Source organism: Bacillus sp. ES1-5 (assembly GCF_022487605.1).
In the GTDB taxonomy this organism is placed as follows: Bacteria; Bacillota; Bacilli; order Bacillales; family Bacillaceae_G; genus Bacillus_A; species Bacillus_A wiedmannii.
On the sequence record NZ_JAKVPU010000005.1, the window covers coordinates 107,276 to 121,718 of the forward strand.

The window sequence follows — 14,443 nt, forward strand, 5'->3', positions numbered from 1 at the left end:
TATACTAATAGAGTTATTACGTATAGGAGGAACATTATGATTAGTGACTTAAAAGGAGAAGCGCTTGATTCATTAGAAGGGAAATGGGGATTAGCTGTCGGTGCAACATTATTGATTTCGATTCTTATTTCAGCTTTTAGTTTTAGTATTGATTTCGTTTTCTCTCAGGTTTGGGATTGGAAAGAAGTAAATGGCTCACTTTCAGTAGACGTTATTTCAATATTGATGGTAGGTCCATTAACGCTAGGTGGTTATTGTTTAGCACTGCATATCATTCGTGAAAAGGAAGCGCGTATTGGGCATATATTCAGATGGTTTACAGAAGGAAGTAAGTTTATAAAGTCATTTTTATTATATATAGTAGTAAACATTTATATTTTCTTATGGTTTTTACTATTTATTATTCCGGGCATTATTAAATCATTTTCTTATGCGATGACGTACTTTATTATAAATGATCATCCTGAGTATTCTATAAACCAAGCTATTACAGAAAGCCGTCGTATGATGGATGGACATAAGATGGAGTATTTCATTTTATGTTTAAGCTTTATTGGTTGGTTTATATTAAGTTGTATTACATTAGGGATTGGATTCCTATGGCTCATTCCATATTTTTATACGACGTCAGCAGCTTTTTATGAAGAAATTGCAGAGGAATATTACGAGAAAAAAATTCCGACATTATAAAAACACCCAGTATGAGCTATTGGTTCATACTGGGTGTTTTTTGTAGAAATTTTATAAATTGATGACTAGTAAGTGGTTTACTGAAATAGTAACCTTGCATATATTTACAGTTGTTATTTTGTAGAAACTTAAGTTGTTTTTCTGTTTCAATTCCTTCAGCAACGACAGAAAGGTTTAAAGTATTCGCAAGGGAAAGGATAGTGGAAACGATGGCTCTTTCCTCAGGCCGATGATCGGCTAGTTGTGTAAATTCTCTCGGTACTTTTAATGTATCGATAGGGAAAATTGATAAATAAGCGAGAGAAGAATAGCCGGTACCGAAGTCATCAATGGACGTTTGAATACCATATTCCTTTAATTGCTTTAGCCTGGATAATGTTTCTTTTTCGTTGATCATCGCAATTCGTTCTGTTAGCTCAAGTGTTACATGCTTTGGATCGACTTTAATGTCTGTTAGTATTTGTGAAATGTTCTTAATTAAATTCTCTTGCTGGAACTCTTTTGCTGATAAGTTCACACTTATTTTTAAATCTGTGTAGCCGAAAGTATGCCATATTTTTAACTGGCGACAAGATTCTTTTAATACCCAATGACCGAGCGGAACGACTTGTGGCGTCTCTTCTACAATTGGAATGAACTCACATGGCGGAATGTCACCTAGGAGTGGGTGTTTCCAGCGTATTAATGCTTCGGCACCAATAATCTTTTTCGTCGTAATATCAACTTGTGGTTGATAGACGAGATAAAATTCTTCGTTTACTAAAGCGAGTGGTAAATCTTTTTCAATTCGGGCTTTTCGTTCCATTTTTTTATACAATTCTTTCGTGTACAGAGAGCTACCATTTTTTCCTTTGTTCTTTGCTTCGTACATGGCCATATCGGCATGCTGTAAAATAGACAATGGATCTTCACCTGCTTCAGGATATATTGCAATCCCGATGCTCGGTGAGATTTGTAAATGTTGATTTTCGATTTCGAATGGTTCGTTCATGGCTGCTACAATCGTATCAGCTATTTTTTTTACATCTGGTCTTTTTTTATAATTTTCGATAAGGATTGTGAACTCATCTCCAGCTAGCCGGGCAAGCTTCATATTTGGTGTCGATAGTCTTTCGAGTCTTTTTGCTACTGCAATTAATAGAAGATCTCCTACCCTATGACCGAGGGTATCATTAATAACCTTAAAGCGGTCTAGGTCGAGAAACATAACAGCAAAAGACCTTTTTGATATTTCGGATCGAGCAATTGCCTGTTCTACATATTGATGAAATGCACGGCGATTTGCAAGCTCTGTTAAAGTATCATGGTATGCCAGAAAATTAATTTGTTCTTGTTGTTGTTTGCTTTCCGTAATATCTTTAATCATTAAATAAACGCCAGAAATATGATTCTTTAAAAAGATAGGAACAGCTGTAACATGCAAGTAGTAAATATCTCTATTTTTATGATATGCCCGTATGTCTAAAGAAATAGATTTCCCCTTTTTTACGCGATGAAAGGCAGTAATGATTTCTTCCAAATCTTCTTCATACATAAGTGAATAGTAAGGCTGATTTAATAATTCATTCGTTTGATAACCGAGCAAAGTAGTACCAGCGTTATTCACTTTGAGAAAATTACCGTACAAATCTAAGGTGAAGATTGGATCTGGATGATGCTCGTATAAAGATTTAAACATCTGTTGGTTATGATATAGTTCATTTTTTTGTTCTACTAAATCTTCTGTACGTAGTTCAATTTGTTTTTCGAGCTCCGAGTTGAATTGCATTTGGGCTAGTAATAATATTTTATTTTGTCTTCGAACTAAACTATGTCGTATGAGAACGAAGGAGAAAGTTATCATAAGCCCGATTACTACAATAGGTGCAAAAACATATTCAACTAATATAAAAACAATAAGCATTACTACAGAAATATAAGGTAATGATAATCTGATCGATTCCCCAAGTTTAGGGGTTAATAGTACTTGCTCTTGTTTTTCAGGTTCTTTTGTATGCAGAATACAGGCCATTGCTACTAGTACTAAAGTTACTTGATAGAGAGGAGTAACTGTAAACATAGAATACTCTGGTGTGAAGTATTTGATATAAGCATAAATCGCGTCTGTAGTGGCATACAAAATTAAAGCACCGCCAAGAAGCGCACCAACTTTTTTTGATAATAAGGATAAAGGTTTGAATAAAAGATTGATTCCTATGAGAAAAAAGAGTAAATCGGCCATTGGATAGGTAAGTTGAACAAATATGTCAATATAGGATGTTGAAGAAACGTGAATGGTTCGTTCGATAAGTAAGTAGTAACTTAAAGTGAATTGGGCTGTAACAATAATACAAATATCACATATCATAAAAAGCTTTTCTAATAAATCTCGGTTATAGATGATTTCATATAGAAAGGCAAATGCAAAGCTAATTAAAAAAAGTAGGTAAAAAAAGTCAGACGGATCAACGAATGTATAGTAATCCTTTAAAATTAAACGTTGATAGGCAACGACTAAATCACCAATGAAATAAGAGAGGGTTCCAACAGATAATATGGTCCAAAATAAACGAGGTAACCCTTCTTTTCTATTTGAAAAATAAAGTATATAACTACAAGCGATAATATCAATGAATAAGGTACTCATTCCAATTAATATTTGAAAAGGAAATGAGTATTCATATAGAAAAGGCATTGCCACGTAATGAATCGCTATAGACAATAATATAATGCTTATAAGAATACTTACATGTGTTTGTTTTTTCATTTATCTCACCCACGGTATATACATATAAATTCCTCTTTTTATTTTTTATTGAAAAACATATATAATTTCTATACTTATTTTGCACAGGTATAGCGAGTTATAAAAATAGATTTTAATAATTCTCGTTTCTGTCCCCAACATATCGACATAGGAATTTGAAGTTTGCTATAATGATTAAAATAGTTGCATTATTTAGAAAAATTTAAAAATAATAATTACTGCAACTAGGACATATTGTTTACTAAGTGAACTTGTTCTTAATTCAGGGGGGAGGGTTTCACAATGGTAAGTGTATATGAAAATAGTTATATGATCGTTTTGATTTTCTTGCTATTAGGTATATTGCTGCCGGTAGTGGCTCTTACATTAGGAAGGATGCTGCGTCCAAACAAACCAAGTGCAGCGAAAGCGACGACGTATGAGAGTGGGATTGAGCCCTTTCATGATGCAAACATTCGGTTTCATGCTCGTTATTATATTTTTGCTTTATTGTTTGTCATCTTTGATGTAGAAACTTTATTTTTATATCCATGGGCTGTTGCATATGACAAGCTCGGTTTATTTGCACTGATTGAAATGCTCATCTTTGTTGTAATGTTGCTAGTTGGATTAGCGTATGCTTGGAAAAAGAAGGTGTTACAATGGTTATAAATTTTGAGGAATTACATCCAAATGAACGAGCGGAATTAGAACGAAATATCTTTTTTTCTACATTGGAGCAGTTGAAAGGGTGGGCACGCAGCAATTCTTTATGGCCGATGACATTCGGACTAGCATGCTGTGCAATTGAAATGATGGGAGTAGGTTCGTCACATTACGATTTAGATCGATTTGGGTCATTCTTTCGGACTTCACCAAGGCAATCGGACGTTATGATTGTGTCGGGAACGGTAACGAAGAAGATGGCTCCTATTGTTCGGCGTTTATATGATCAAATGCCTGAACCAAAATGGGTGATTGCAATGGGATCTTGTGCGACAGCAGGTGGTCCATATGTAAATTCATACGCTGTTGTGAAAGGTGTAGATCAAATTGTACCAGTTGACGTGTATATTCCTGGCTGCCCACCAAACCCCGCCGCTTTAATTTATGGAATTAATAAACTGAAAGAAAAAATTCGTTACGAGGCAAAGACGGGAAAGCAGGTGACGAATAAATGAGTGATCCAAATAAAGACTTAGAGGATTTGAAAAGAGAAGCGGCTAGGCGTGCGAAAGAAGAGGCGAGAAAGCGTCTCGTTGCGAAACATGATGCGGAAATAAGGAAACTTGAGGAAGAAGATCGAGAAAAAGAGAAAGCGCTACCAAAAAATGATGGTATGACTGTGGAAGAAGCAAAACGACGTGCAGCAGCGGCGGCAAAAGCAAAAGTGGCGGCATTAGCGAAGCAAAAAAGAGAAGGAACAGAAGAGGTAACGGAAGAAGACAAGGCCAAAGCGAAGGCGAAGGCAGCAGCGGCGGCAAAAGCAAAAGCGGCGGCATTAGCGAAGCAAAAAAGAGAAGGAACAGAAGAGGTAACGGAAGAAGACAAGGCAAAGGCGAAAGCAAAGGCCGTGGCGGCCGCAAAGGCAAAAGCAGCGGCGTTAGCGAAGCAGAAGGCCTCTCAAGGTGACGGGGATTCGGGAGATGAAAAGGCGAAGGCAATTGCAGCAGCGAAGGCAAAAGCGGCTGCGGCAGCAAGGGCGAAGACAAAGGGCGCTGAGGGCAAAGCAGAAGAGGAGCCGAAGCAGGAAGAGCCATCCGTGAATCAGCCGTATTTAAATCAGTATGTTGAAGTTATTAAGGGGAAAATTGGAGAGGATACATTAGTAGATTCCTACATTAATAAACTTTCAAAAGACGTGCCAACTCTTGTGGTGGAGCCCTCAAAATATTATGAAGTAATGGAGTTACTGCGATTCCATGAGGGACTTGCTTTTGATTATATGTCAGAGTTACATGCGACGGATTTTGTGACACATATGGAAGTGTATGTTCATTTATTTTCATATGGAAAGAAACAGTCAGTAGCGGTGAAGGTGAAGCTGGATAGGGAAGAGCCGCAAGTAGAATCGGTAACAGCATTTTGGAAAGGCGCGGACTGGCCAGAACGAGAAGCGTATGATTTGCTCGGCATTGTATTTAAGGGACATCCGAATTTATCACGTATTTTAATGCCTGATGATTGGATAGGGTATCCGCTTAGGAAAGATTATGAACCGCATGATGTGGAGGTGTAGCTTATGATCCGTACGGAAGAAATGCTTTTGAATGTAGGGCCTCAGCACCCGAGTACGCATGGTGTGTTCAGGCTTGTTATTAAGATTGACGGGGAAATTATTAAAGAAGCTACACCAGTTATTGGATATTTGCATCGCGGGACTGAAAAGATTGCCGAGAGCTTACATTATACGCAAATTATCCCTTATACAGATCGAATGGACTATTTATCGGCCATGACGAATAATTACGTCATTTGCCATGCTGTAGAGACGATGATGGGGCTTGAAATCCCGGAGCGGGCTGAATACTTGCGAGTACTTGCAATGGAGCTTGGAAGGATTGCGAGCCACCTCGTTTGGTGGGGGACAAATCTTCTTGATATAGGAGCGGTCAGCCCGTTTTTATACGCGTTTCGTGAACGAGAGATGATTATAAATTTATTAAATGAATTATGCGGTGCCCGGCTTACTTTTAACTATATGAGAGTCGGGGGTGTAAAGTGGGATGCGCCGGACGGTTGGATTGAAAAAGTGGAAGAGTTTGTTCCGTATATGCGAGAGCAATTGGCAGGTTATCATGATCTCGTTAGCGGTAATGAGATTTTCTTAAATCGCGTAAAAGGCGTTGGTATATATAGCGCGGAAGAAGCGATTTCGTATTCTTTAAGCGGAGCGAATTTGCGGTGTACCGGAGTAAACTGGGATCTTCGCAAGGATGAACCGTACTCCATTTATGATCGTTTTGATTTCGATATTCCTGTTGGGAGTGTGGGAGATGCTTGGGATCGTTACGTTTGCCGTATGCAAGAGATTGAGGAGTCATTAAAAATTGTTGAGCAAGCTGTCCAGCAGTTCCCGAAAGACGGAGCTGTGCTAGCGAAAGTGCCGAAAATCATTAAGGCGCCTAAAGGGGAAGCGTTCGTCCGTATAGAATCACCGCGAGGAGAGATTGGTTGCTATATTGCTAGTGATGGAAAGAAAGAGCCGTACCGCTTGAAGTTTCGCAGGCCGTCTTTTTATAATTTGCAAATTTTACCAAAATTATTGAAAGGTGAAAACATCGCCAATTTAATTACGATTTTAGGTGGAGTTGATATTGTACTTGGGGAGGTTGATGGCTAATGATTGAAACGCTCTTACAATCACCTTCAAGCTGGACGAATTTCTTCATTTTTTTCGGATTAGCGGTGCTTCTATTATTTGCAGTCCTTGGCTTCGTTACATATGGTATTTTGGCAGAACGGAAAGTGATGGGTTTTATGCAAGGGCGGATTGGCCCAAACCAAGTTGGGGGCCGGTTCGGTTTACTGCAAACGGTAGCTGATGTTTTAAAACTATTACTGAAAGAAGATAGTATTCCGAAAGCGGCAGATAAACCGTTGTTTATATTAGCGCCTGTCATTGCATTCGCACCGGCATTTATGGTGCTTGCAGTCATCCCGTTTACTGATAAATTTCAGTTCGCGGATATTGGCGTAGGCTTACTGTATTACATTGCTGTTTCTGGCATTACGACGATTGGTGTCGTAACCGGAGGATGGGCATCAAATAATAAATATTCCCTTTTAGGAGGGATGCGTGCGGCGGCGCAAATGATTTCTTATGAAATTCCGCTCGTAATGAGTGTAATTGGCGTCGTTTTGTTAGCTGGTAGCCTGAATTTAAATGAAATTGTAGCGGCGCAGGAGAATGTTTGGTACATTTTCGTGCAGCCAATCGGTTTCGTCGTTTTCTTGATCGCGGCGGTAGCAGAGTTAAATAGGACGCCGTTTGATTTACCAGAAGCAGAGTCGGAACTTGTTTCTGGATATCATACGGAATACTCAGGGTTTCGATGGGCGTTTTTCATGCTTTCAGAGTACGTATATTTCTTCGGAATGGCATCTTTAATTACAGTGCTCTTTTTAGGCGGATGGAATCCAGTTATGTTCCTTGGATTTATTCCAGGAGCTGTATGGTTTGCTTTGAAATTTAGCAGTGTAGTCTTTCTATTAATTTGGTTCCGCGTTACGTTTCCGCGTATAAGAGGTGACCAGTTAATGGAGTTTGGCTGGAAAGTATTATTGCCAATTGCACTTGCGAATATTTTCTTAACGGCATTGATTAAGGAGTTATTCTTCTAATCTATGAGGGGGGTGCCAGTAAGAGATGAAAGGACTATTTAAAGGATTAAAATATACATTAAGCAATTTGAGTAAGAAGAAGGTGACTTACGATTATCCGAATCAACCGTTGCCATTGCCAGACCGCTTTCGAGGTATTCAAAAGTTTTATCCGGAAAAGTGTATTGTTTGTAACCAGTGCTCCAACATTTGTCCGACAGACTGTATTCAGTTAACGGGGAAAAAACATCCGGATCCTACGAAAAAAGGAAAAATTATCGACACGTACGATATTAATTTTGAAATTTGTATTCTGTGTGATTTATGTACAGAAGTTTGTCCGACAGAGGCGATTGTTATGACAAATAACTTTGAGCTCGCGGAATATTCACGTGATGATTTATTTAAAAATTTGCAGTGGCTTGACGAAAACGACGAAAACGTCAGGAAGGAGAATAAAGCATGAATGGCGAGTTTGTAGCATTCTTCATACTATCCTTGTCTGCAATTATCGGCGGTGTTCTTATGTTGAACTTAACGAAAGTCATGCATATGATGCTAGCTCTCGTTCTGACATTTCTTAGTATCGCAGGTTTGTACTTTCTTTTATCGGCCGAATTTATAGGGGTTGCACAAATTTTACTTTACTCTGGTGCGATCACAATTATTATGATTTTTGGCATTATGTTAACACAACATAACGCAGAAAATGAATCACGTCTTACTCTTCGAAAATGGATTATCTTCTTTGCAGTTGTAGCATTTGGGGCAGTTATGTATTTCGCTGTTAACAATATTGATTTTGCAAATGAAAGCACACAAGGAAGTTTACCTCTCCATGAAAAAAACACACTTCAAATCGGTACACTTCTCTATTCGAAATATATTATTCCATTTGAGTTAACCTCAGTTATTTTACTTGTAGCACTTGTTGGCGCGATTATACTTGCGAAGAAGGATGAGAAAGAGGAGGATTCCAATGAGTAGCGTTCCAGCTTCTGCATATTTAACGCTTGCGATTATTTTGTTTTGCATCGGTTTGTTTGGAGCTTTAACGAAGCGAAATACAGTGATTGTATTAGTTTGTATTGAATTAATGCTTAACGCGGCCAATTTAAATTTAGTCGCGTTTAGTAAATTAGGTTTGTTTCCAAATTTAACAGGGCAAATTTTCTCTCTATTTACGATGGCTGTAGCAGCAGCGGAGGCGGCGGTAGGACTCGCCATTTTAATTGCTTTGTATCGTAATCGTACGACGGTTCATGTAGATGAAATGGATACGCTCAAAGGATAACATTGTGACCGAAAAGGGGGAAGGAAACAATGATCGATTATGCATGGCTCATACCGCTTTTCCCGCTTGTTTCGTTTTTTTTATTACTTATATTCGGGAAGAAAATTAGAGAAGGAAGCAGTGTACTTAGTATTTTTCTCGTCTTTCTCTCCTTTATATTTGCGGTACTTGTATTAATAGAACGGTTTTCGAAAGTAGGATTGAAGCATAAGTGGGTATGGCTTAGAACGGGAGATATTGATATATCATTTGGCTTTGAAGTGACTGCATTAGGGGCTTTAATGCTGTTTATCGTTACACTTGTGAGTTTACTTGTACATGTGTATTCGAAAGGTTATATGAAAGGTGATGAAAGATTACCAACCTTTTATGCCTATTTAGGGCTCTTCACATTTGCGATGCTCGGGCTCGTTATTTCACCGAATTTATTACAGCTTTATATATTTTGGGAGTTAGTCGGCCTCGGTTCATTTTTACTCATCGGTTTTTATTTCTTTAAAGAAGAGGCGAAGGCTGCTGCGAAAAAGGCTTTTATTATGACTCGTATTGGAGATGTCGGTTTATTTATTGGGATGATCTTAATTTTCTGGCATGCAGGTAGTTTTGAATATGACGCAATATTTAGGGCGATTCATACGGGAGATCTTACCCCTACGATGATTACAATAACAGCTATACTAATTTTTATCGGTGCGATGGGGAAGTCAGGTCAATTCCCGCTTCATACGTGGTTACCAGATGCGATGGAAGGGCCGACGCCTGTTTCGGCACTTATTCATGCGGCGACGATGGTCGCAGCTGGCGTGTATTTAGTGGCGACGATGTTCCCTCTATTTTCAGCAAGTACGGTGGCGATGCAGACGGTGGCAATCGTTGGAGCTTTCACCGCAATCTTTGCGGCTTCTATCGGTCTTGTACAAACGGATATAAAGAGAGTGCTCGCTTATTCTACGGTTAGCCAGCTAGGTTATATGATGCTCGCATTAGGATCTGCTGGTTATGTAGCTGGTGTTTTCCATTTAACAACACACGCCTTTTTTAAAGCGCTACTATTTTTGGCGGCAGGAAGTGTCATTCATGCAGTGCATACGCAAGACATTAATAAAATGGGCGGTTTACAGAAGAAGATGAAAGTAACGGGTGCACTATTTTTAATCGGTACACTTGCAATTAGTGGGGTTCCGCTCTTTTCCGGTTTCTTTAGTAAAGATGAAATTTTAGCGGTGACTTGGATGAATGGCAATTACGTTTTATTCATATTAGCAGTAATTGCAGCGTTCTTAACAGCATTCTACATGTTCCGGCTATACTTCCTTGTCTTTACTGGGGAAGCAAAGCCGAAGGAAGATGTGCATGAATCGCCCCGCATTATGACGTATCCGATGATCGTTCTTGGGGTCCTTGCAGTAGTGGCAGGTTATATAAATACACCGTGGTTTGGGACGTTTCTCGGGGATTGGCTTACGAAAGATGTAGCATTTAAAGCGCGAGAGGCACACGGACCAGTTTGGATTATGATTGTTGCGACGCTCGTTTCATTTGCTGGGATTGCTCTTGCATATTTCATATATGGCAAGAAATCTATTTCTAGAGATTGGGCTGGGGGTGAGGGAACACATCTTTATAACTTTTTGAAAGAAAAATATTATGTGGATGAACTATACAATATGACGGTGCTCCCTATTACGAAGGGAATCGCCCATGTGCTTCGCTTATTTGAGGTGTATGTAGTCGAAGGAATTGCCGTTTTAATAGGGAGTCTAGTTAAAGGGATAAGCGGACTCGGTTCTAGACTCCAAAATGGAAATGTACAAGTGTACGGCACTGTAACAGCTGTTTCGCTTGCAGTACTCGTCATTATTTTGCTCTATACGGGAGGGGATTTACGATGAATGATTTGTTATTAACGTTCTTCATTTTTTCCCCGCTTTTAGGAATTCTCTTACTTGTATTAACACCGAAAAAAGAATCGCGTACTGTGCGAGCGCTTGGTTTATTTGGGACGGCGCTTCCATTTGGAATCGCTATCGTCCTCGCTTGTACATACGCTTCTGGAAAGAGTTTGTCGCTATTCGATGAAAAAGTGAAATGGATTAAATTTGGGGATTTAGCAGCGGTGGATAAAAGATGGTTTTCCATTTATTATGAGCTTGGTATTGATGGTTTATCGCTCATTATGATGGTGCTGACGGCCCTTCTAGCGATGCTTGCAGCAATTGCGGCATTTACTATTAAAAGGAACTTGAAAGCCTTTTATATGCTGCTACTCATGTTAGAAATAGGGATGCTCGGCGTCTTCGCTGCTCAAAATTTAATGTTGTTCTTTATCTTCTTTGAAATTACGTTGCCGCCAATGTTTTTATTAATTGGGAAGTGGGGGAAATTGTCGAGTGAAAAGGCTGCTTATAGTTATTTAATATATAACGGTATTGGTTCCGCTATTTTACTCATCGTTTTCTCAGTTTTATTTGCAAAAACAGGTACAACAAATATTACAGAGCTTAAAGAAATATTAACGAGTGTAGGTGCTGTGGGAGGAATGACTGTCTCAAGTAGCGTACAGTTCGGTTTGTTTCTTGCCATAATGATTGCCTTTGCGATTAAACTACCTGTGTTCCCGTTACATCGCTGGATGGTCAATGTGCATGTTGAAGCGCATCCGGCTGTAGTTATGCTTCATGCAGGCGTTTTACTGAAGATTGGAGCATACGGTATGATTCGCTTTGGAAAGGGGTTATTCCCGGAATACTTTCGCGAGTTTGCAACGCTCATTGCGGTTTTAGGAGTCATCAATTTATTGTACGGAGCCTTCTTAGCGCTCATCCAAACGGACTTTCGGAAGGTGCTTGCTTACTCTAGTATTTCGCATATGGGCATCGTATTAATGGGCCTTGCGGCGTTAAATGCACCAGGTACACAAGGGGCACTATTCCAAGTTGTCTCTCACGGTTTAATTGCAGCCTTACTCTTTTTCTTACTGGGCGTTATAGAACAGCGCTTTGGAACTTCGGACATTACAGCGCTTGGCGGACTCGCAAAAAGTGTCCCGGTACTTAGCGGTTTCTTCTTAGCAGGAGGAATGGCATCACTTGGATTACCAGGAATGTCTGGATTTGTTAGCGAGTTTCTTGCCTTTCTCGGTTTATTCCAAGCGGAGCCAATCATTGCTGCAGTCGGTGTACTTGGCATCATTTTAACCGCTGTATACGTATTAAGGGCAACACTTCAAGTGACATTTGGTAAGAAAGAGTGGGAAGCGAAAGCTGATATACACGGATGGGAGTACGTCCCTATATTGCTACTTATCTTCTGCATTATTGTAATTGGAGTAATGCCAGAAATACTAGGGGATCCGCTTCAAAATACATTGAAAACATTGGGGGTGAAGTAGGATGGATATGAATACATTACTTAGCTTATCATGGCATCTCATGGTGCCAGAATTCATTATTCTCGGAGCGGCCATCCTTCTTTCCATATGTGATTTGTTTTTTAAGCTGAACCATAGATATGTAGCGCTTAGTGCAATTGCAGCCGTCATATTAGCAATCGTGTCATTGATCACGCTATACGGTGAACCGACAGGAGATATTTTAAACGGATCGTTTGTGTTAGATGGATTTTCAAAAGGGTTTAAAACGTTGTTATTAGGCGGAGCGGCCCTCATTTTATGCACCGCAATGAGCGATGATAAGAAGGATCCAATTGAAGATAAGGGAGAATATTATTACTTATTTTTAATGGCACTTCTTGGGGCGATGTTTATGGCTTCTAGTGTCGACTTCATTACACTTTTCGTCGGTTTAGAATTGCTTTCACTTTCTTCATATATTTTAGTAGGAATACGAAAAAAGAACCGTGCATCAAACGAGGCGGCCATGAAATATGTCATTAATGGAGGAATTGGAACGGCAATTACGCTCTTTGGAATGAGTTATTTATACGGTATTACAGGATCAACTAATATCGTGGATATGCAAAAAGTATTCGCAGGGGAGCTTGCTGGTGGTATTCAATTATTGTTAGCTCTCGCGTTTCTACTATTGCTCGTTGGACTCTCTTTTAAAATTGCGACAGTACCATTTCATATGTGGGCACCAGATGTGTACGAGGGAGCGGCTACGCCTGTTACTGCTTTTCTCGGGACGATTTCTAAAATTGCAGGGTTCTTACTAATTACTCGTCTGTTTCTCATGGTTTTTGCAAGTGTATCGGTGCAAGGAGACATGCAATCTTTATACGGACGTATGAGCATATACATTGCAGTACTAGCGAGTATTACGATGATTATTGGAAACGTAGTAGCGTTAAAGCAATATAACGTAAAACGCCTATTTGCCTATTCGGGGATCGCACATGCGGGGTATTTACTCGTTCCGCTTGTAGCATTATCACCATTTACGATGGATAGCATGTGGTTTTACATGCTTGCGTATATGCTTATGAATATAGGCGCGTTTGCGATTATTCACGGCTTAATCTTACAAAGCGACAAAGAAAACATTACCATTTTCACCGGATTATATAAGCGGTCGCCATTTACAGCGATAGTGATGACGATTTTTATTTTATCGTTGGCCGGGATACCAGGAACAGCTGGTTTCATCGGGAAAATTAATATCTTTTTAGGTGCACTGCATGTAGAGCCAGCTCATTACGTACTAGCTTCCATTATGATGGGGACGACAGTCATCTCATTCGTATATTATTTCCGTATTCTACAGCAAATGTTTTTCAGGACGGGAGAAGTGGAAGAGAAAATTCGTTTGCCATTGAATATAAAGGTTGTTATGAGCCTTTGTGCAATTTCGATTGTAATACTAGGGATTACGCCGATGATTGGATACAATTTCTTTTATGAATATTTTCCATTAATGAAGGATTTCTTCTTCTTAGGGAACGTGGTACAATAGTGAAAATAAAAGGTGTGGAGTTGTTACTCTGCGCTTTTTATTTTGTGTGAATTACAATTGAAAATGCATGTAGGTATATGTTTTTTGAGAGCAAATTACGATGTGAAATGTAAGATGCTTATTTGTATTTGAAAAAGTGTAGCTCCTACTTATTATGGTATCGTTTTTCTAGTAATTCGTAAGTAGTAGCTGGGTAAAAAGGGGTCGATTTTTTGGCACATCTTTTAGGGCAACAAGCACTGATTGCCATTGTTTCGCATTTATTGTTTATTACCATTACGTGGTGGGCCTTACAAGGTATTCACATTGAGCGTTTAATGAAGTCTGGAAAAGTGATGCAGACGCGAGTGTTACTTATCTTAATTACAATTGCAATTGGGACATCTGTAAGTAACTTTTTCCTTGATTATTTAGGCTATTCAAAGAGTTTAACGTATTTAGTAAAGTAAGTGTATAGAACCTCATATCTCCGTTAACAATGGGGATAGGAGGGGATGA

14 protein-coding genes are annotated in these 14,443 nt (G+C 39.2%); 13 read left to right on the forward strand and 1 reads right to left on the reverse strand.

What is annotated here, in order from left to right; genetic code table 11:
• The first annotated feature begins 36 nt into the window (after nucleotides 1-36).
• On the forward strand, nucleotides 37-690 hold the full coding sequence (locus MKO96_RS17445; RefSeq protein WP_048560283.1) for a DUF975 family protein: 654 nt from the start codon (nucleotides 37-39) through the stop codon (nucleotides 688-690).
• A gap of 16 nt (nucleotides 691-706) precedes the next feature.
• Here MKO96_RS17445 and MKO96_RS17450 read toward each other — a convergent pair whose 3' ends face one another.
• Nucleotides 707-3,436, reverse strand: a complete 2,730-nt coding sequence (locus MKO96_RS17450) for a putative bifunctional diguanylate cyclase/phosphodiesterase (protein WP_240588202.1) — start codon at nucleotides 3,434-3,436, stop codon at nucleotides 707-709.
• Nucleotides 3,437-3,718: 282 nt separating this feature from the next.
• Between MKO96_RS17450 and nuoA the strand changes: the two genes are divergently transcribed.
• The 12 genes from nuoA to MKO96_RS17510 all read left to right on the forward strand — a co-directional run bounded on the left by nuoA (nucleotide 3,719) and on the right by MKO96_RS17510 (nucleotide 14,394).
• Entirely contained in the window at nucleotides 3,719-4,087 is a 369-nt protein-coding gene (gene nuoA / locus MKO96_RS17455) for an NADH-quinone oxidoreductase subunit NuoA (protein ID WP_050279514.1), read from the forward strand.
• A complete protein-coding gene (gene nuoB / locus MKO96_RS17460) occupies nucleotides 4,078-4,596 on the forward strand; it encodes an NADH-quinone oxidoreductase subunit NuoB (RefSeq protein ID WP_000236331.1) in 519 nt (172 codons plus the stop codon). Before nuoA ends, nuoB begins: the two co-directional genes overlap by 10 nt.
• On the forward strand, nucleotides 4,593-5,654 hold the full coding sequence (locus tag MKO96_RS17465) for an NADH-quinone oxidoreductase subunit C (RefSeq protein ID WP_240588203.1): 1,062 nt from the start codon (nucleotides 4,593-4,595) through the stop codon (nucleotides 5,652-5,654). Before nuoB ends, MKO96_RS17465 begins: the two co-directional genes overlap by 4 nt.
• A gap of 3 nt (nucleotides 5,655-5,657) precedes the next feature.
• Nucleotides 5,658-6,758, forward strand: coding sequence for an NADH-quinone oxidoreductase subunit NuoD (nuoD, locus tag MKO96_RS17470; protein ID WP_240588204.1), 1,101 nt, complete (start codon nucleotides 5,658-5,660; stop codon nucleotides 6,756-6,758).
• Nucleotides 6,758-7,759, forward strand: a complete 1,002-nt coding sequence (nuoH, locus tag MKO96_RS17475; protein ID WP_000573437.1) for an NADH-quinone oxidoreductase subunit NuoH — start codon at nucleotides 6,758-6,760, stop codon at nucleotides 7,757-7,759. The genes nuoD and nuoH overlap by 1 nt, the downstream gene beginning before the upstream one ends.
• A gap of 25 nt (nucleotides 7,760-7,784) precedes the next feature.
• Nucleotides 7,785-8,204 (forward strand): NADH-quinone oxidoreductase subunit NuoI, encoded by a 420-nt coding sequence (gene nuoI, locus MKO96_RS17480; protein WP_000677191.1) that lies wholly within the window; start codon nucleotides 7,785-7,787, stop codon nucleotides 8,202-8,204.
• Nucleotides 8,201-8,725, forward strand: coding sequence for an NADH-quinone oxidoreductase subunit J (locus MKO96_RS17485; RefSeq protein ID WP_001012824.1), 525 nt, complete (start codon nucleotides 8,201-8,203; stop codon nucleotides 8,723-8,725). The genes nuoI and MKO96_RS17485 overlap by 4 nt, the downstream gene beginning before the upstream one ends.
• Nucleotides 8,718-9,032, forward strand: coding sequence for an NADH-quinone oxidoreductase subunit NuoK (gene nuoK / locus MKO96_RS17490; RefSeq protein WP_000100078.1), 315 nt, complete (start codon nucleotides 8,718-8,720; stop codon nucleotides 9,030-9,032). Before MKO96_RS17485 ends, nuoK begins: the two co-directional genes overlap by 8 nt.
• 29 nt (nucleotides 9,033-9,061) lie before the next feature.
• Nucleotides 9,062-10,924: an NADH-quinone oxidoreductase subunit L gene (nuoL, locus tag MKO96_RS17495; RefSeq protein ID WP_240588205.1), complete on the forward strand. Its 1,863-nt coding sequence runs from the start codon at nucleotides 9,062-9,064 to the stop codon at nucleotides 10,922-10,924.
• A complete protein-coding gene (locus MKO96_RS17500; protein ID WP_240588206.1) occupies nucleotides 10,921-12,423 on the forward strand; it encodes an NADH-quinone oxidoreductase subunit M in 1,503 nt (500 codons plus the stop codon). Before nuoL ends, MKO96_RS17500 begins: the two co-directional genes overlap by 4 nt.
• A 7-nt stretch (nucleotides 12,424-12,430) precedes the next feature.
• On the forward strand, nucleotides 12,431-13,945 hold the full coding sequence (gene nuoN, locus MKO96_RS17505) for an NADH-quinone oxidoreductase subunit NuoN (protein WP_369294523.1): 1,515 nt from the start codon (nucleotides 12,431-12,433) through the stop codon (nucleotides 13,943-13,945).
• 212 nt (nucleotides 13,946-14,157) lie between these two features.
• Nucleotides 14,158-14,394 (forward strand): DUF1146 family protein, encoded by a 237-nt coding sequence (locus MKO96_RS17510; protein ID WP_002016201.1) that lies wholly within the window; start codon nucleotides 14,158-14,160, stop codon nucleotides 14,392-14,394.
• Nucleotides 14,395-14,443 lie beyond the last annotated feature (49 nt).

Coding starts and splice junctions, on each gene's coding strand:
- MKO96_RS17445 (WP_048560283.1), top strand. CDS start 37: ATGATTAGTGACTTAAAAGGAGAAGCGCTTGATTCATTAGAAGGGAAA.
- MKO96_RS17450 (WP_240588202.1), bottom strand. CDS start 3,436: ATGAAAAAACAAACACATGTAAGTATTCTTATAAGCATTATATTATTG.
- nuoA (WP_050279514.1), top strand. CDS start 3,719: ATGGTAAGTGTATATGAAAATAGTTATATGATCGTTTTGATTTTCTTG.
- nuoB (WP_000236331.1), top strand. CDS start 4,078: ATGGTTATAAATTTTGAGGAATTACATCCAAATGAACGAGCGGAATTA.
- MKO96_RS17465 (WP_240588203.1), top strand. CDS start 4,593: ATGAGTGATCCAAATAAAGACTTAGAGGATTTGAAAAGAGAAGCGGCT.
- nuoD (WP_240588204.1), top strand. CDS start 5,658: ATGATCCGTACGGAAGAAATGCTTTTGAATGTAGGGCCTCAGCACCCG.
- nuoH (WP_000573437.1), top strand. CDS start 6,758: ATGATTGAAACGCTCTTACAATCACCTTCAAGCTGGACGAATTTCTTC.
- nuoI (WP_000677191.1), top strand. CDS start 7,785: ATGAAAGGACTATTTAAAGGATTAAAATATACATTAAGCAATTTGAGT.
- MKO96_RS17485 (WP_001012824.1), top strand. CDS start 8,201: ATGAATGGCGAGTTTGTAGCATTCTTCATACTATCCTTGTCTGCAATT.
- nuoK (WP_000100078.1), top strand. CDS start 8,718: ATGAGTAGCGTTCCAGCTTCTGCATATTTAACGCTTGCGATTATTTTG.
- nuoL (WP_240588205.1), top strand. CDS start 9,062: ATGATCGATTATGCATGGCTCATACCGCTTTTCCCGCTTGTTTCGTTT.
- MKO96_RS17500 (WP_240588206.1), top strand. CDS start 10,921: ATGAATGATTTGTTATTAACGTTCTTCATTTTTTCCCCGCTTTTAGGA.
- nuoN (WP_369294523.1), top strand. CDS start 12,431: ATGAATACATTACTTAGCTTATCATGGCATCTCATGGTGCCAGAATTC.